The organism is Cupriavidus mimosae, from assembly GCF_023952485.1.
Taxonomy (GTDB): Bacteria; Pseudomonadota; Gammaproteobacteria; order Burkholderiales; family Burkholderiaceae; genus Cupriavidus; species Cupriavidus taiwanensis_C.
Genome location: NZ_JALHRY010000003.1, coordinates 126,564 through 144,160 on the forward strand (window position 1 = coordinate 126,564; position 17,597 = coordinate 144,160).

Consider the following 17,597-nt stretch of genomic DNA (forward strand, 5'->3'; position numbering starts at 1 on the left):
GGCGGGCCCGTCCGGAGGTCTGCAAGACCCTCGAAACCGTCATAGTCTTCGTGCTAGAATTGCACGTTTAATCCATTTGTAACCCCTTCATTTTTCGGAGTTTTTCATGGCGATCGAACGCACCCTGTCGATTATCAAGCCGGATGCCGTGGCCAAGAACGTGATTGGCCAGATCTACGCCCGTTTCGAGGCCGCCGGCCTGAAGATCGTTGCTGCCAAGATGGTGCACCTGTCGCGCGGCGAAGCCCAGCAGTTCTACGCCGTCCACAAGGAGCGTCCGTTCTTCAAGGACCTGGTCGACTTCATGGTTTCGGGCCCGGTCATGATCCAGGCGCTGGAAGGCGAGAACGCCATTGCCAAGAACCGCGACCTGATGGGCGCCACCGACCCGAAGAAGGCCGAGAAGGGCACCATCCGCGCCGACTTCGCCGACAGCATCGACGCCAACGCCGTGCACGGCTCGGACGCTGCCGAAACGGCTGCCGTGGAAGTGTCGTTCTTCTTCCCGGGCATGAACGTCTACAGTCGCTGATCGGCTGCCGACTGACATCAAGCTGAGTTTGCCGTCATGAACACTCTCGTCAACCTGCTCGACCTCGACGCGGACGCGCTCACCGCTTATTGCGGCGAGCTCGGCGAGAAGCCGTTCCGTGCGCGGCAACTGCAACGCTGGATCCACCACTACGGTGCCAGCCGCTTCGACGCCATGTCGGATCTCGCCAAGTCGCTGCGCGAAAAGCTCGCGACCCGCGCCGAGATCCGCGCGCCCGCCGCCATCACCGACAACCTGTCGGCCGACGGCACGCGCAAGTGGCTGCTCGACGTGGGCGAGGGCAACGCGGTGGAAACGGTGTACATCCCCGAGGAAACGCGTGGCACGCTGTGCGTTTCCTCGCAGGCGGGATGCGCCGTCAACTGCCGGTTCTGTTCCACCGGCAAGCAGGGTTTTTCGCGCAACCTCAGCACCGGTGAAATCATCGGCCAGCTGTGGATGGCGGAGTTCGCCATGCGCGAGCAACTGGGCCGCGGCCCCAAGGATGACCGCGTCATCTCCAACGTGGTGATGATGGGCATGGGCGAGCCGCTGCTGAACTACGACGCCGTGGTCCCGGCCATGCGCCTGATGCTCGACGACAACGCCTACGGCCTTTCACGCCGCCGCGTGACGCTGTCCACCTCCGGCGTGGTGCCGATGATGGACCGGCTGTCCAGGGATCTTCCGGTCGCCCTGGCCGTGTCGCTGCATGCGTCCAACGACGCGCTGCGCGACGTGCTGGTGCCGCTGAACAAGAAATACCCGCTGGCCGAACTGATGGCGGCGTGCCGCCGCTACCTGGAATTCGCGCCGCGCGATTTCATTACTTTCGAATACTGCATGCTGGATGGCGTCAACGACGGCGTCGAGCATGCGCGGGAACTGCTGAAGCTTGTCGCCGACGTGCCGTGCAAGTTCAACCTGATCCCGTTCAACCCCTTCCCCGAATCGGGCCTGAAGCGTTCCAACAACGAGCAGATCCGCCGTTTCGCGCAGGTGCTGATGGACGCGGGCATCGTCACCACCATCCGCAAGACCCGCGGCGACGACATCGACGCCGCTTGCGGCCAGCTGGCCGGGGAAGTGAAGGACCGCACCCGCCTTGCCGAACGCGGCAAGTTCGGCAAGATCACGCCGCTGGTGCCCGTCACTGCCAGCGGCCAGCCGCGGGAGGCGCGCCCTGCATGATCCGTCTGATCGCTGCGGCCCTGCTGGGGCTGCTGATGTTGTCCGGGTGCCAGCTGCCGCATGCGCCGGCGCTGGATCTCCAGACCGCTTCCGACCAGACCGAGGCCAGGCGCCGGGCCGGCATCCGGCTGCAACTGGCCACCAATTACCTCGAGGCCGGCCAGAACGCGGTCGCCCTTGACGAGATCAAGCAGGCCATCGCCATCGATCCGTCGCTGGCCGACGCCTACCATGTGCGGGCGCTGATCTACATGAGCATGAATGAACCGACGCTGGCCGAGGACAGCTTCCGCACCGCGGCGTCGATGCGCGCCAATGACGGCGACCTGCTCAACAACTACGGTTGGTTCCTGTGCCAGCAAGGGCGCTATGGCGAGGCCGAGCCCATGCTGCGGCGTGCCGTGTCCGCGCCGTCGGCCGGCGGCCCCGTCAAACCGCTGATCAGCCTGGGCGCGTGCGAACTGCGCCAGGGCCACAGCGCCGAGGCGGAGAAGAACCTGAAGGCCGCGCTCGGCTACGACCGCAACAACCCGGTGGCGAACACCAACCTGGCGCTGGTGTTCTACCGGCGCGGCGATTACGTACAGGCGCGCCAGTTTGTCCAGCGCGTCAACAACAGTCAATTTGTCACTGCGCAATCCCTCTGGCTGGGAGCGCGCATTGCCCACCGTCAGGGCGACGGCCGCACGCAGGATGCGCTGGGGGCGCAACTGCGCAGCCGCTTCCCCGACTCGCGCGAGGTGGCCGCCTACGAACAAGGAGCATGGGATGAGTGAGCACGACCGCGCCGCAGGCCAGGCCGTACCGACGCAAGCAGTCGGCGGAGGCGCGCATGAAGGAGAACGCGAAGCTGCGGCGCGCGAGATCGGCGCCGCGCTGGCGCGCGAGCGCGAGGCGCAGCGGATGTCGGTCGAGGACGTCAGCGCACGGCTGAAGGTGGCGGCCAGCAAGCTGCGCGCGATCGAGGCGGCCGACCTGAAGGCGCTGCCCGACGTGACCTTCGCCAAGGGCGTGATGCGTGCCTATGCCCGCATGCTCCATGTCGATATCGACCCGCTGCTGGCGCGCTTCCAGCCGCGCGCGGTGGCGCAGGTGGCGGAAATCGCCCGCCAGCGCGAAGGCGGCATCAATGCAGCCTTCGACGACCGCAACCGCTTCCGCTCCGGCGGCAACGGCGGCCGCTGGGTCTGGCTGGCGCTGGTGGCGGTGGTCGTCGCCGCGGGCATCTGGTTCGGGCTCGACCATATCCGCGCGTGGATCGACGCGCGCAGCAGCGCCGCCGAAACCGTGGCGGCCGAAGCGCCGGCCGCGGACGGCGCGAGCACGGAAGCCGGTATCGTGACCGCGGCACTGCCGCCGGTGATGGCAGCCAGCGACTCGCCGGCCCCGTCCGCCGAAACCGTTCCGGCCAGCGCCGTGGCAGCCTCGGCTACCCCGGCAGCCGCGGCTGCCACTGTAGCTGCGGCAGCCACCGGGGCGCCGGCCGCATCGGCACCGGCAGCGCCCACGGCATCTGCCGTGGCGGCTGGAGAGGGCGAGCTGCAGATCCGCTTTGCCGCCGATACCTGGTTTGAAATCCGCGACAATAGCGGCAAGGTCGTCATGGGCGGCACCGCGAGGGCCGGCCAGGCCATGGCTGGCGGCGGCACGGCCCCGTACAAGGTGGTGATCGGCAACGTCAAGGGCGTCGAATCGCTCACGCGCAACGGCACGCCGGTCGACCTGAAGGCAGCCAACCGCAACAACGTGGCGCGCCTGACGCTGCCCTGACGCGGTGCGGGGTGCGGCAAGGTGCGTCTTTGCAAGGTGGTAACGCTATGAACCAACAGCTCTGTCTCCCGGTCCTGCCGGGCCCGCTGCCGCGCCGCCAGACCCGCCAGGCGCGGGTCGCGTGGGGTGACAATGTGGTGACCATCGGCGGCGGCTCGCCGGTGCGGGTGCAGTCGATGACCAATACCGACACGGTCGACGCCATCGGCACCGCGATCCAGGTCAAGGAGCTGGCGCGCGCGGGTTCCGAGATCGTGCGCATCACGGTGAACACGCCCGAGGCCGCGGCCGCGGTGCCGTCGATCCGCGAGCAGCTCGACCGGATGGGTGTCGACGTGCCGCTGGTGGGAGATTTCCACTACAACGGCCACAAGCTGCTGCAGGACTATCCGGCCTGCGCCGAGGCGCTGTCGAAGTACCGCATCAACCCGGGCAACGTCGGCCAGGGCGCCAAGCGCGATACCCAGTTCGCGCAGATGATCGAGATGGCGTGCCGCTACAACAAGCCGGTGCGCATCGGCGTGAACTGGGGCAGCCTGGACCAGGACCTGCTGGCCCGCATCATGGACGAGAACGCCGGGCGCGCCGAGCCGTGGCCGGCGCAGAGCGTGATGATCGAGGCGCTGATCACCTCGGCCATCGATTCGGCGAAGAAGGCCGAGGAGATCGGCCTGCCGGGCAGCCAGATCATCCTGTCGTGCAAGGTGTCGCAGGTCCAGGAGCTGGTCGCGGTGTACCGCGAGCTGGCGCGCCGCTGCGACTACGCGCTGCACCTCGGCCTGACCGAAGCCGGCATGGGCAGCAAGGGCATCGTGGCTTCCACCGCGGCGCTGTCGGTGCTGCTGCAGGAAGGCATCGGCGACACCATCCGCATCTCGCTGACGCCGGAACCCGGCGCGCCGCGCGAGAAAGAGGTGTACGTCGGGCAGGAAATCCTGCAGACCATGGGCCTGCGCAATTTCACTCCGATGGTGATTGCCTGCCCCGGCTGCGGCCGCACCACCAGCACGGTGTTCCAGGAGCTGGCTGCCAGCATCCAGGCCTACCTGCGCGAGCAGATGCCACAATGGAAGACCGCCTACCCGGGCGTCGAGGAAATGGACGTGGCCGTGATGGGCTGCATCGTCAACGGCCCGGGCGAAAGCAAGCACGCCAATATCGGCATTTCGCTGCCGGGCTCGGGCGAGTCACCGGCCGCGCCGGTGTTCGTCGATGGCGTCAAGGTGAAGACGCTGCGCGGCGAGCGCATCGCGGAAGAATTCCAGGCGATCGTAGATGAATACGTTCGCACGCATTACGGCCCGGGCGCTGCGCGGGCCGGCAAAGAAGTGGCAGCCTGAGCCGGACCGGCCGGGACCAGCAGCCTGACTAGAACACAATGACGCAAACCGAGACCATGGCCGCCGCCGGCGCCGCCAAGACCGAACCGAAGATTCGCTCCGCCAAGGCCCTGCAGGGCGTGAAGGGCATGAACGACATGCTGCCGGCCGACGCGCCGCTGTGGGAGCATTTCGAGAATGCCGCGCGCGCGATGCTGCGCGCCTACGGCTACCAGCAGATCCGCACGCCCATCGTCGAACACACCCAGCTGTTCGTGCGCGGCATCGGCGAGGTCACCGATATCGTCGAGAAGGAGATGTACTCCTTCACCGATTCCCTCAACGGCGAGCAGCTGACGCTGCGCCCCGAGGGCACCGCCGCGGCCGTGCGCGCCACCATCGAGCACAACCTGCTGTACGACGGCCCCAAGCGCCTGTGGTACACCGGCCCGATGTTCCGCCACGAGCGTCCGCAGCGCGGCCGTTATCGCCAGTTCCACCAGCTCGGCGCCGAGGCGCTGGGCTTCGCCGGCCCGGACGTGGATGCCGAGATCATCCTGATGTGCCAGCGCCTGTGGGACGACCTGGGGCTGACCGGCGTGCGCCTCGAACTCAATTCGCTGGGGCAGGCCGACGAGCGCGCGGCGCACCGCGAGCAATTGATCAAGTACCTGGAAGGCTTCCAGGACATCCTCGACGACGACAGCAAGCGCCGCCTGTACACCAACCCGCTGCGCGTGCTCGACACCAAGAACCCGGCGCTGCAGGAAATGGCGGCCAACGCGCCCAAGCTGATCGACTTCCTGGGCGAAGCATCGCTGGCGCACTTCGAGGGCGTGCAGCGCCTGCTGAAGGCCAACAACATCCCGTTCAAGATCAACCCGCGCCTGGTGCGCGGCCTCGATTACTACAACCTGACGGTGTTCGAGTGGATCACCGACAAGCTGGGCGCGCAGGGCACCATCGCCGGCGGCGGGCGCTATGACCCGCTGATCGCGCAGATGGGCGGCAAGTCCGCACCGGCTTGCGGCTGGGCCATGGGCATCGAGCGCATCATTGAATTGATCCGCGAAGAGGGCGTGGTACCCGAGGCGGTCGGTTGCGACGTCTACCTGGTGCACCAGGGCGAAGCCGCCGCGCAGCAGGCGATGGTCGCGGCCGAGCGCCTGCGCGACGCCGGCCTCGACGTGGTGCTGCACGCCAGCCCGGACGGCAAGGGCGGCAGCTTCAAGTCGCAGATGAAGCGCGCCGACGCAAGCGGCGCAGCCTATGCCGTTATCATTGGCGACGACGAAGTGGCCGCCGGCGTGGTCCAGGTCAAGGAACTTCGCCAGCGCGAGCAGGCCGAAGGCGGTGGGCAACAGGCCACCGTGCCGGCCGAAGGGCTGGTCGACTACCTGATCGACGCCATGGTCGGCGCCAGCGAATAAGCGCGCGCCGCAGCCTGACACCACGAGTATCCAACCAACGCAGGTGATTGCCTCGACATGGCTTACGATCTAGAAGAACAGGAACAGCTTGAGAATCTGAAGGCCTGGTGGCGCCAGTATGGCAATGCGCTGACGTGGGCACTGATCATCGCGCTGCTGGCCTTTGCCGGCTGGAACGGCTGGAAGTACTGGGAGCGCAAGCAGGCCGGCGAAGCCGCGGTGCTGTACGAGCAGGTGCTCAAGGCGGCCGACGCGCGCGACGTCGAGCGCATCAAGCGCGCCGCGACCGACCTTGAAGGCAAGTTCGGCCGTACCGCCTACGGCCAGATGAGCGCACTGGTCGCCGGCCGCGTGCTGTACGATGCGGGCGACCTGACCGCCGCCAAGAGCCAGCTGCAATGGGCCATCGACCACGGCGACGAAGCCTATTCGCACCTGGCGCGCGTGCGCCTGGCCGGCGTGCTGCTCGACGAGAAGGCCTATGACCAGGGCCTGGCGCTGCTCAAGGACGAGCCGCCGGCCGCGTTCGTCGCGCTCTACGCCGACCGCCGTGGCGACCTGCTCGCCGCGCAGGACAAGCGCGACGATGCCCGCACCGCCTATCGCAAGGCGCTGGACAAGCTGGGCCAGGCTGAGCCGGCGATGCGCCAGATCATCCAGTTCAAGCTCGATGCGCTGGGCGCGGCCTGATCCGGCTGCCGTTTGAACCATTGCCATACCGTTGATCCCGCGGATCGAACAACAGGACCGTAAAGTTATGACGTCAGTGCTTTCCCGTGCCGTACATCGCCAGCCCACCCGCACGATTTCCCGTGCGCTGGTGGCGGCTGCCTGCCTGGCCACGCTGGGCGGCTGCGCGCTGTTCAGCAAGGAAAACAAGCACCCGCCCGCCGAACTCAAGCCGGTATCGGGCACGCTGGCGGTGCGCCAGGCCTGGAAGGCCGACGTCGGCAAGAGCGGCCCCTATTCGATGCAGCCGGCCGCGGCGGGCAACAATGTCTATGTCTCGTCCAACAACGGCAATGTGATGGCGCTCGAAGGCGCCAGCGGCCGCGTGCTGTGGAAGGCCAAGACCGACGTTGACCTGACCTCCGGGCCGGGCAGCGACGGCTCGGTCACCGCGGTGGCGGGCGAGAAGGGCGCGGTCTATGCCTTCGACACCAGCGGCAAGCAGATCTGGAAGAAGCAGGTCAACGGCGAGGTCCTGTCGGCACCGCTGGTCGGCAACGGCCTGGTGGTGGTGCGCACTACCGATACCCGAGTGTTCGGGCTGGATGCCGAGACCGGCGAGCGCCGCTGGATCTACCAGCGTTCGCAGACGCCGCTGAACCTGCGCGCGGCGATGGGCATGGTGTTCGCCGGCGACGGCATCGTGATGGGCTTCCCCGGTGGCAAGCTCGGCGTCCTGACGCCGGGCAACGGCGTGCTGCGCTGGGAAAGCGCGGTTTCCTACCCGAAGGGCGTATCGGAGATCGAGCGCCTGAACGACGTCACCGGCCTGCCCATGGTCAGCGGGCGCCAGGTCTGCGCCACTACCTTCCAGGGTCGGGTCGCATGCCTGGAACTGGCCAGCGGCCAGCCGCAATGGGGCAAGGATTTCTCGTCGCCGGCAGGCCCGGCGCAGGATGACAATGCGCTTTACGCCAGCGACGAGCAATCGGTGGTGCATGCCTTCGACCGCCAGAACGGCAGCGAGCGCTGGAAGAACGCCGACCTGCGCAACCGCCGCCTGGGCGCGCCGCTGGCGCTGGGCCGCTCGGTGGTGATGGGCGACTTCGAAGGCTATGTCCACTTCCTGTCGCGCGAAGACGGCCAGGTGGTGGCACGCATGAAGACCGATGGCAGCGCCATCACCGCCGCGCCCGTGGTGGCGGGGCAGACCCTGGTGATCCAGACGCGCGACGGCGACGTCTACGGTTTCCAGCCTGGCTGACAGGACCCTATGCGCGCTGCCGTACACCTGTCGGTACGGCCGGCGCCGAATCCGGTAGCATGATCCTTGGCGCGGCAATTGCAGCGGGTCGGCGACCCGCGCCGCGCCCGACAGGACAAGCGGCAGCCCGCGCCCAGGTGGCGCGGGCTGCCGTTGGAACCCTTGACTCCGGAGTTACCGGGGGGCGGCAGTTGCCGGCCCCCGTTTCCGTTTATGGCATGAAACCAGTTATCGCACTTGTCGGCCGCCCCAATGTGGGCAAGTCGACGCTATTCAACCGCATGACCCGCTCGCGCGACGCGCTCGTCGCCGATCTGCCGGGCCTGACGCGCGACCGCCATTACGGCGAAGGGCGCATCGGCGAACGTCCATTCATCGCCATCGATACCGGCGGCTTCGAGCCGGTGGTCAAGGAAGGCATCGTCGCCGAGATGGCCAAGCAGACCAAGCAGGCGGTGGTCGAGGCCGACGTGGTGATCTTTATCGTCGACGGCCGCCTGGGCCTGGCGCCGCAGGACCGCGCCATTGCCGATTACCTGCGCAAGACCGGCCGGCGCATCATGCTGGCGGTCAACAAGGCCGAGGGCATGAAGTACACCTCGGTGGCGGCCGACTTCTACGAGCTTGGCATGGGCGATCCGTACGCGATCTCGGCCGCCCATGGCGACGGCGTGCGCGAGCTGGTCGATGAAGCCATCGAGCTGGCGGTGCAGGAGCGTCCCGAGCTGGCCGAGGAAGCCTCGGACGAGGGCAAGGGTGTCAAGATCGCCATCGTCGGGCGTCCCAATGTGGGCAAGTCCACGCTGGTCAATACGCTGATCGGTGAAGAGCGCGTGATCGCCTTCGACATGCCCGGCACCACCCGCGACGCCATCTACGTGGAGTTCGAGCGTGGCGGCAAGCCCTATACGCTGATCGATACCGCCGGCCTGCGCCGGCGCGGCAAGGTGTTCGAGGCGATCGAGAAATTCTCGGTGGTCAAGACGCTGCAGTCGATCGCGGACGCCAACGTGGTGATCCTGCTGCTCGACGCGCAGCAGGATATTTCCGACCAGGATGCGCATATTGCCGGCTTTATCGTCGAGTCCGGCCGCGCGCTGGTGGTGGGCGTCAACAAATGGGACGGCCTGGACGGCCACACGCGTGACCGCATCAAGCACGACCTCGAGCGCAAGCTGCAATTCCTCAGCTTTGCCAACTTTCACTTTGTGTCGGCGCGCGAGCGCACCGGCATCGGCGCGCTGCTGCGCTCGGTCGACGATGCGTATGCCGCGGCCATGGTCAAGCTGCCGACGCCGCAACTCACGCGCGTGCTGCAGGAAGCCGTGGAATTCCAGCAGCCCAAGCGCGTCGGCGCATCGCGGCCCAAGCTGCGCTATGCGCACCAGGGCGGCTCCAATCCGCCCATCATCGTGGTTCACGGCAATGCGCTGTCGGGCGTCGCCGAAACCTACCGGCGCTACCTGGAAAACCGTTTCCGTGCGGCATTCAAGCTCAAGGGCACGCCCCTGCGCATCGAATTTCGCACGAACAAAAATCCGTACGCGGACTCGAAGGAATGAGTCCGGAATCGGATCCGTGGCGGGGCCAGTTTTCGTTGCGTTCGTTTGGAACTGCGGCTAAATTCACGGTAGCAGGGGGTTCCCTGTGCATTGACGCCGACTTGGTACCGTTTTGATCTTTTTTCTGGCGCGTTTTTGCGCCGCCTGACTTGAACCGGGGATTTCCATCCCCATCATTCACCACTAAACCTATAAATTTGGAGTGTGCCATGAGCAACAAAGGGCAACTGCTACAAGACCCGTTCCTGAACGCGCTGCGCAAAGAGCACGTGCCGGTTTCCATCTATCTCGTCAATGGCATCAAGCTGCAAGGCAATATCGAATCGTTCGACCAGTATGTCGTCCTGCTGCGCAACACCGTGACCCAGATGGTCTACAAGCATGCGATCTCCACCGTCGTGCCGGCACGCGCGGTCAATTTCCGCGTGGATGATTCCGCCGAGGCCTGATCTGACTGATCTGCCCCAGGGCATCGTACGGGCGCCAGGCGGCGCCGCCACGATGCCCGGCGCCGGCGTGCCGACGCACCCGGTGCCGCGCGGCCCGGTGGTTGCCAATGCGCCCGCCGCCGCCACGTTCCGCATCATGCGGCGGCCTGTCCCGGCAGGGGCCAGGACAGTGTCCGAGATCCGCCATCCCTTCCCCTGAACCCGAATTTCCCTGCGCATTCGCGCCCGCCCTTGGACCCCAGAGCCACCTCCAATACCGCCCCTTCGCGCGCCATCCTCGTCGGCGTCGACTTCGGCAAGCATGATTTCCAGGAAAGCCTGAGCGAACTGGCGCTGCTGACCACCACCGCCGGCTCGCTGCCGGTGCATACGCTGACGGGGCGCCGCTCGCGACCGGATCCGGCCTTGTTCATCGGCTCGGGCAAGGCCGAAGAGCTAAAGGAGGCGGCCGATGCGCTGGACGCCGACGTGGTGGTCTTCAACCACGCGCTGAGCCCGGCGCAGCAGCGCAACCTGGAGCGCTTCCTGCAGCGCCACGTGATCGACCGGACCGGCCTGATCCTCGATATCTTCGGGCAGCGCGCGCAAAGCCATGTCGGCAAGGTGCAGGTGGAGCTGGCGCAGGTGCAGTACCGCGCGTCGCGGCTGGTCCGCGCGTGGAGCCACCTGGAGCGGCAGAAGGGCGGCATCGGCATGCGCGGTGGTCCCGGCGAACGCCAGCTGGAACTGGACCGCCGCATGCTGGACGAGCGCGCCAAGCGGCTCAAGTCCGATCTGTCGCGGCTGCAGCGCCAGCACAGCACCCAGCGGCGCGCGCGGGCGCGCAACGACACCCTCAGCATTTCGCTGGTGGGCTACACCAACGCCGGCAAGTCGACGCTGTTCAACGCGCTGACCAAGGCCGGCGCGTATGCGGCCAACCAGCTGTTCGCCACGCTCGACACCACCTCGCGCCGGCTGTTCCTCGATGGCCTGGGCAACGTGGTGCTGTCGGACACGGTCGGCTTTATCCGCGACCTGCCGACGCAGCTGGTGGCGGCGTTCCGTGCCACGCTGGACGAGACCGTGCATGCCGACCTGCTGCTGCATGTGGTCGATGCATCGAGCCCGGTGCGCCGCGAACAGATCGAGCAGGTCAATCGGGTGCTGGCGGAAATCAATGCGCTGGACATCCCGCAGATCGTGGTGATGAACAAGATCGACGCCGCGCCCGAACTGATGGACGAGGGCCCGCGCATCGAGCGCGACGCGGACGGCATCCCGACCCGCGTGTTCCTGAGCGCGCGCGAAGGGCTGGGGCTCGACGCGCTGCGCGAGGCCGTGGTCGAGGTGGCGCAATGGCTGGCCAGCCGCCCGCCCGAATCGCAACCCTACGATCCGCGCCTGGACGACGTGCCGCAGGCCGATGGCGCCGGCGACGGCACGATCGGTGATGGCGGCATGCCGGCTGGCGGCGACGACACCGATGCGGACGATTCGCGCCCGCTGTAGGCGTGGCGGCTAGCCAGGGGCTTGCCGCCGGATCCACGCCGCCCTGGCGCCAGCTTGGCGCCGGTTCTGCCCAATTCCGGTGCGGTTGCCGCGGGGATTGCGCGAATTGGCCAAAAGTGGCGCCGATGACTGCTAGAATCCCCCTGTTACAAACTTCCCCGGACCCGTGCACTTCATGCCCCAGTTTCCCCGGAATGCTGATTCGAGCCTGACACCAGGCGGCCGCCTCGCGCTGCGCGCGGGTTGGCAGCGCTTGCGCGCCATCTTCTCGCTGAACGATCCGCGCTGGGGTCGGGATGGGCAGGACGATGACAAGAAGGACGGCCGCGACGACAACCGCCAGCAGAACCAGCGTCCGCAGCAGGATGGCGGCCCGCCCGACCTGGATGAACTGTGGCGCGACTTCAACCGCCGCCTGAACGGCCTGCTCGGCCGCAAGGACAACGGCGGCAATGGCAACCAGGGCTTCGGCGGTCCGCGCACCCCCGGCAAGGGCTCGAGCGTGGGCGCGGGCGTGATCGTGGCCGCGGTGGTCGGCATCTGGCTGGCCAGCGGCTTCTTCATGGTGCAGGAAGGCCAGACCGCGGTGATCCTGCAATTCGGCAAGTTCAAGTACTCTGCCGGCCCCGGCATCAACTGGCGCTTGCCCTGGCCGGTGCAGTCGGCCGAGGTCGTCAACCTGTCGGCGGTGCGCTCGGTCGAGGTGGGCCGCTCCACCTCGATCAAGGACAGCAACCTGAAAGACTCGTCGATGCTGACGCAGGACGAGAACATCATCGACGTCCGCTTCACCGTGCAGTACGTGATCCAGGACGCCAGCGAATTCCTGTTCTTCAACAAGACCGACCGGGGTGGCGATGAAGAGTTGGTGACGCAGGCCGCCGAGACTTCGGTGCGCGAGATCGTCGGCCGCAACAAGATGGATGCGGTGCTGTATGAAAACCGCGAACAGATCGCACAGCAACTGGCCAAGTCGATCCAGGCCATCCTGTCGGCGTACAAGACCGGCATCCGCGTGCTGTCCGTGAACGTGCAGAGCGTGCAGCCGCCCGAGCAGGTGCAGGCCGCGTTCGACGACGTCAACAAGGCCAGCCAGGACCGCGAGCGCGCCATCAGCGAAGGCCAGGCCTACGCTAACGACATCATCCCGCGCGCCAAGGGTACCGCGGCGCGCCTGAAGGAAGAATCCGAAGCTTATCGCGCCCGCGTGGTGGCGCAGGCCGAGGGCGATGCGTCGCGTTTCCGTTCGGTGCAGTCGGAATATGCCAAGGCGCCGCAGGTGACGCGCGACCGTATCTATCTGGAAACCATGCAGCAGATCTACTCCAATTCGACCAAGGTGCTGGTCGACGCGCGCCAGGGCAACAACCTGCTCTACCTGCCGCTGGACAAGCTGATGGCGCAGGCCGAGGGCCGCGCCACGCCGCAGCCGGGCCAGCCCGGCGCAGCGGGCACGCCGGCGCCCGCGCCGGATGCCTCGACGGACAACCGGTCGCGCGAATCGCTGCGCAACCGCGACCGCGACTCGCGCTGAGGAGACCGTCATGAACCGACTGATTTCCTTCGCAATTGGCTTTTTCATCCTGCTCGCCGTGGTTTCGTCCATGCTGTTCGTGGTCGACCAGCGCCAGTACGCCGTGGTGTTCGCCTTCGGCCAGATCAAGGAAGTGGTGCGTGAGCCGGGCCTGCACTTCAAGCTGCCGCCGCCGTTCCAGAACGTGGTGTTCATGGACCGCCGCCTGCAGACCATCGATGTCGCCGCCAACGAGCGCTTCCTGACCGCCGAGAAGAAGAGCATGGTGGTGGACTGGTTCGTCAAATGGCGCATCACCGATCCGCGCAAGTTCTTCGTCGCCTTCGGCGGCAACCTGCGCGGCGCGCAGGACCGCATGACGCAGCGCATCGACTCGGTGGCGCGTGAAGAATTCGGCAAGCGTACCGTCGCCGACGTGGTCGCCGGCGAGCGCGAGCAGGTGATGCAGGCCATCCGCAACGGCATGAGCGAGTACGCCAAGTCGGTCGGCGTCGAGATCCTCGACGTGCGCCTGAAGCGCGTCGACCTGCTGCCCGCGATCAGCGAGTCGGTGTATCGCCGCATGGAGGCCGAGCGCAAGCGCGTGGCCAACGAACTGCGCTCCACCGGCGCCGCCGAGGGCGAGAAGATCCGCGCCGATGCCGACCGCCAGCGTGAAGTGGTGCTGGCCCAGGCCTATCGCGATGCCCAGGTGATCAAGGGCGAAGGCGATGCCAAGGCGTCGCAGATCTATGGCGACGCGTTTGGCCGCGATCCGCAGTTTGCGCAGTTCTGGCGCAGCATGGAGGCCTACCGCAACACCTTCCGCGACAAGCGCGACGTGCTGGTGCTGGAGCCCAATTCCGAGTTCTTCCGCTACATGCGTTCCAGCGGCGGCGCCGCGGGCGCGGCCGCTGGCAACGGCGGAGGCAAGCGCTAGCACCGTCGCTTGTCCGTGTGGCGAATTGACGAAACCCCGGCTTGCCGGGGTTTTGTCCGGCTGGAGCCATCGCTGCGGAGTGACGGCGCGGGCGCGCGGTGCCCGCATCGTGGTTATGCCCTGCAGGCGCTGCGCCGGCAGGCAACTGAATGACTGAGAAGAGATTCACCATGTCCAACCATTGGCTGCTGCCAGAAAACATTGCCGACGTGCTGCCGTCGGAAGCGCGCAAGATCGAGGAGCTGCGCCGCCGCATGCTGGACCTGTTCCGCACCTACGGCTACGAGCTGGTGATGCCGCCGATGCTGGAATACCTCGAGTCGCTGCTGACCGGTACCGGCCACGACCTCGACTTGCGCACGCTCAAGCTGGTCGACCAGCTGTCGGGCCGCACCATGGGGCTGCGCGCCGATATCACGCCGCAGGTCGCGCGCATCGACGCCCACCTGCTGAACCGGCCGGGCGTGACCCGGCTGTGCTACGCCGGCAACGTGCTGCACGCGCGCCCGGCAGGGTTCCACGCCACCCGCGAGCCGATCCAGATCGGTGCCGAGATCTACGGCCATGCCGGCCTGGAAGCCGACGTCGAGATCCAGGAGCTGATGCTGGCCGCGCTGACCGCGGCCGGTCTGTCGGAGATCCGTATCGACCTGTGCCATGCGGGAATCCTCGAAGCGTTGCTGGCGGGCCTGCCGTCGATCCGCAAGATCGAGGACGCGTTGTTCGCCGCGCTGGAAACCAAGGACGTGCCCGCCTTGCGCGAGCTGACCGCAGGCATGCCGCAGACCGAGCGCGACGCGCTGCTGGCGCTGCCGACGCTGTACGGCGGCGTCGAGGTGATCGAGCGCGCCCGCGCCACGTTGCCGCCCAGCCCGGCCATCGGCCGCGCGCTGGATGAGCTGGCGGCGCTGGCGGTGCAGGTGCGCGGCGCCAGCGTCAATATCGACCTGTCGGACCTGCGCGGCTACCACTACCACAGCGGCGTGATGTTCGCGGCCTATGTGGCGGGCCTGCCCAACTACGTGGCCCGGGGCGGCCGCTATGACAAGGTGGGCGAGGCCTTCGGCCGCGCGCGTCCGGCCACGGGTTTCTCGCTTGACCTGCGTGAAGTGGCGGCCCTGTCACCCGTCGAGGTGCGTGCACTGGCGATTTTTGCGCCCTGGGATGCGGACCCGGCACTTCGTGCCGCGATTGCCGCGCTGCGCGCTGCGGGCGAGATCGTGATCCAGTCGCTGCCCGGCCACACGCACGAGCTGGATGAATTCAATTGCGACCGGCAACTGGTGCGCAAGGATGCCGGCTGGGCCGTGGTGCCGCGCTGACGCATCGACGCCGCGGCGGCCCAAAAACCCGGAATCGCCCGGCAACAAGAGTAGAATACGTTTTTAACCTATTGACCAAAGCAATATGTCCGCATCCGCAGTAGGCCAGGGACGCAATGTCGTCGTGATCGGCACCCAGTGGGGTGACGAAGGCAAAGGAAAAATCGTCGATTGGCTTACCGACCATGCAAAGGGCGTGGTGCGGTTCCAGGGTGGCCACAACGCTGGCCACACGCTGATCATCGGCGGCAAGAAGACCATTCTCCGGCTGATTCCCTCGGGCATCATGCGCGCGGGCACGGTTTGCTACATCGGCAATGGCGTGGTGCTGTCGCCCGAAGCTTTGTTTCGTGAAATCGAAGAACTCGAAAGCGCCGGCCTGCAGGTGCAGAGCCGCCTGCGCATTTCTGAAGCGGCCACGCTGATCCTGCCGTACCACGTCGCCATCGACAAGGCACGCGAAGCGCGCCGCGGCGCGGCCAAGATCGGCACCACCGGCCGCGGCATCGGTCCGGCCTATGAAGACAAGGTGGCACGCCGCGCGCTGCGTGTGCAGGACCTGTTCGACCCGCAGCAGTTCGCCGAACGCCTGCGCGAGAACCTGGACTTCCACAACTTCATGCTGACCCAGTACCTGGGCGCCGAAGCCGTCGATTTCCAGCAGACCCTGGATGAAGCGCTGGCCTACGCGCCGCGCCTGGCGCCGATGGTCGCCGATGTCTCGGCCGAGCTGTACGCGGTCAACGCCGCCGGCGGCAACCTGATGTTCGAAGGCGCGCAGGGCACGCTGCTCGACGTGGACCACGGCACCTATCCGTTCGTCACTTCGAGCAACTGCGTGGCCGGTGCCGCTGCAGCCGGCGCGGGCGTGGGCCCGGGCCGCCTGAACTACATCCTCGGCATCACCAAGGCCTACTGCACCCGCGTCGGTGCCGGCCCGTTCCCGAGCGAGCTGTACGACAACGACAACCCCTCGCGCCAGGATGCGGTCGGCGTGCGCCTGGCCAATGTCGGCAAGGAGTTCGGCTCGGTCACCGGCCGTCCGCGCCGCACCGGCTGGCTCGATGCGGCCGCGCTCAAGCGCTCGGTGCAGATCAACGGGGTGTCCGGCCTGTGCATGACCAAGCTGGACGTGCTCGACGGCCTCGAAAGCATCAAGCTGTGCGTCGGCTATACGCTCGACGGAAGCACCGTCGACATCCTGCCGCGCGGCTCGGATGCCGTGGCACGCTGCGAGCCGGTCTACGAAGAATTCCCGGGCTGGAACGAGTCCACCTTCGGCGTGAAGACGTGGGACGCACTGCCCGAGCAGGCCCGTGTCTACCTGAAGCGCGTGGAAGAAGTGGTCGGCATTCCGATCGACATGATCTCGACCGGCCCGGACCGCGACGAGACCATCCTGCTGCGCCATCCGTACAAGGCCTGAGCGCCTGCCTGCACAGTACCCGCAGTGCCGCCGCGCCACGAGCGCCGCGGCCTGCCAGAAAATAAATCGGCCCGCGCAAGCGGGCCGAGCCATATCGGTCAACCGACCGCACGATATCACGAGTAAAACGATGAACCTGCCTACCAACGATGACGAGAACCTGTGGGTCTCCTGGGACGAATACCATCGCCTGATCGCACGCCTGTCGCTGAACGTGCATGAGTCGGGCTGGAAGTTCGACAAGATCCTGTGCCTCGCGCGCGGCGGGCTGCGCGTGGGCGACCAGATGTCGCGCATCTTCGACGTGCCGCTGGCCATCCTGGCCACCAGCAGCTACCGCGAGGCCGCCGGCACGCAGCAGGGCGATCTCGACATCGCGCAGTACATCACCATGACCCGTGGCGAGCTGAGCGGCAAGATCCTGCTGGTCGACGACCTGGTGGACTCGGGCATCACGCTCGAGCGCGTGGGCCGCCATCTCAAGGAACGCTATCCGGCGGTGACCGAAGTGCGCTCGGCGGTGCTGTGGTACAAGGCCTGCTCCAAGGTGGAGCCGGACTACCACGTCACCTTCCTCGAGTCGAACCCCTGGATCCACCAGCCGTTCGAAGAGTACGACACGCTGCGCCCGCACAACCTCGCTGCGTGGCTCAAGCGCGGCAAGCGCGCCAGCCTGCTGGACGACGGCGGGCGCGACTGAGCGCGGCTGCCGGCCGTGC

Annotated in this window: 16 protein-coding genes; all 16 read left to right on the plus strand. The window is 67.0% G+C overall.

Annotated features, from left to right (window positions below; all coding sequences use genetic code 11):
* The first annotated feature begins 106 nt into the window (after nt 1-106).
* Nucleotides 107-532 (plus strand): nucleoside-diphosphate kinase, encoded by a 426-nt coding sequence (gene ndk, locus MKD50_RS06960; RefSeq protein ID WP_252666715.1) that lies wholly within the window; start codon nt 107-109, stop codon nt 530-532.
* Nucleotides 533-568: 36 nt separating this feature from the next.
* Nucleotides 569-1,723 carry a dual-specificity RNA methyltransferase RlmN gene (rlmN, locus tag MKD50_RS06965; protein ID WP_240072291.1) on the plus strand — a complete coding sequence of 385 codons (1,155 nt, stop codon included), beginning with the start codon at nt 569-571 and terminating at the stop codon, nt 1,721-1,723.
* Nucleotides 1,720-2,499, plus strand: coding sequence for a type IV pilus biogenesis/stability protein PilW (pilW, locus tag MKD50_RS06970; protein WP_252666716.1), 780 nt, complete (start codon nt 1,720-1,722; stop codon nt 2,497-2,499). Before rlmN ends, pilW begins: the two co-directional genes overlap by 4 nt.
* Nucleotides 2,492-3,493, plus strand: coding sequence for a RodZ domain-containing protein (locus tag MKD50_RS06975; protein ID WP_115703691.1), 1,002 nt, complete (start codon nt 2,492-2,494; stop codon nt 3,491-3,493). The genes pilW and MKD50_RS06975 overlap by 8 nt, the downstream gene beginning before the upstream one ends.
* A 47-nt stretch (nt 3,494-3,540) precedes the next feature.
* Complete coding sequence (gene ispG / locus MKD50_RS06980; RefSeq protein WP_115703689.1) at nt 3,541-4,833, plus strand: flavodoxin-dependent (E)-4-hydroxy-3-methylbut-2-enyl-diphosphate synthase; 1,293 nt, start codon at nt 3,541-3,543, stop codon at nt 4,831-4,833.
* Between the two features lie 38 nt (nt 4,834-4,871).
* Nucleotides 4,872-6,242: a histidine--tRNA ligase gene (gene hisS, locus MKD50_RS06985; protein WP_252666717.1), complete on the plus strand. Its 1,371-nt coding sequence runs from the start codon at nt 4,872-4,874 to the stop codon at nt 6,240-6,242.
* Between the two features lie 57 nt (nt 6,243-6,299).
* Nucleotides 6,300-6,932, plus strand: coding sequence for a YfgM family protein (locus MKD50_RS06990; protein ID WP_252666718.1), 633 nt, complete (start codon nt 6,300-6,302; stop codon nt 6,930-6,932).
* Nucleotides 6,933-6,999: 67 nt separating this feature from the next.
* The gene (gene bamB, locus MKD50_RS06995) at nt 7,000-8,175 is read left to right on the plus strand and encodes an outer membrane protein assembly factor BamB (protein WP_115703683.1); all 1,176 of its coding nucleotides are present in this window, start codon (nt 7,000-7,002) and stop codon (nt 8,173-8,175) included.
* Between the two features lie 218 nt (nt 8,176-8,393).
* Entirely contained in the window at nt 8,394-9,737 is a 1,344-nt protein-coding gene (gene der / locus MKD50_RS07000; protein WP_115703681.1) for a ribosome biogenesis GTPase Der, read from the plus strand.
* A 209-nt stretch (nt 9,738-9,946) separates the two neighbouring features.
* On the plus strand, nt 9,947-10,186 hold the full coding sequence (gene hfq, locus MKD50_RS07005) for an RNA chaperone Hfq (protein ID WP_012353158.1): 240 nt from the start codon (nt 9,947-9,949) through the stop codon (nt 10,184-10,186).
* Between the two features lie 231 nt (nt 10,187-10,417).
* A complete protein-coding gene (hflX, locus tag MKD50_RS07010; protein ID WP_240072285.1) occupies nt 10,418-11,677 on the plus strand; it encodes a GTPase HflX in 1,260 nt (419 codons plus the stop codon).
* Nucleotides 11,678-11,852: 175 nt separating this feature from the next.
* Nucleotides 11,853-13,211 carry an FtsH protease activity modulator HflK gene (gene hflK, locus MKD50_RS07015; RefSeq protein WP_115703677.1) on the plus strand — a complete coding sequence of 453 codons (1,359 nt, stop codon included), beginning with the start codon at nt 11,853-11,855 and terminating at the stop codon, nt 13,209-13,211.
* Nucleotides 13,212-13,221: 10 nt separating this feature from the next.
* Nucleotides 13,222-14,130, plus strand: coding sequence for a protease modulator HflC (hflC, locus tag MKD50_RS07020; protein ID WP_115703675.1), 909 nt, complete (start codon nt 13,222-13,224; stop codon nt 14,128-14,130).
* A gap of 170 nt (nt 14,131-14,300) precedes the next feature.
* Nucleotides 14,301-15,452, plus strand: a complete 1,152-nt coding sequence (locus tag MKD50_RS07025) for an ATP phosphoribosyltransferase regulatory subunit (RefSeq protein WP_115703673.1) — start codon at nt 14,301-14,303, stop codon at nt 15,450-15,452.
* An 85-nt stretch (nt 15,453-15,537) separates the two neighbouring features.
* Nucleotides 15,538-16,878 (plus strand): adenylosuccinate synthase, encoded by a 1,341-nt coding sequence (locus MKD50_RS07030; RefSeq protein ID WP_115703671.1) that lies wholly within the window; start codon nt 15,538-15,540, stop codon nt 16,876-16,878.
* 130 nt (nt 16,879-17,008) lie between these two features.
* A complete protein-coding gene (locus tag MKD50_RS07035) occupies nt 17,009-17,578 on the plus strand; it encodes a phosphoribosyltransferase (RefSeq protein ID WP_115680522.1) in 570 nt (189 codons plus the stop codon).
* The last annotated feature ends 19 nt before the right edge of the window (nt 17,579-17,597 follow it).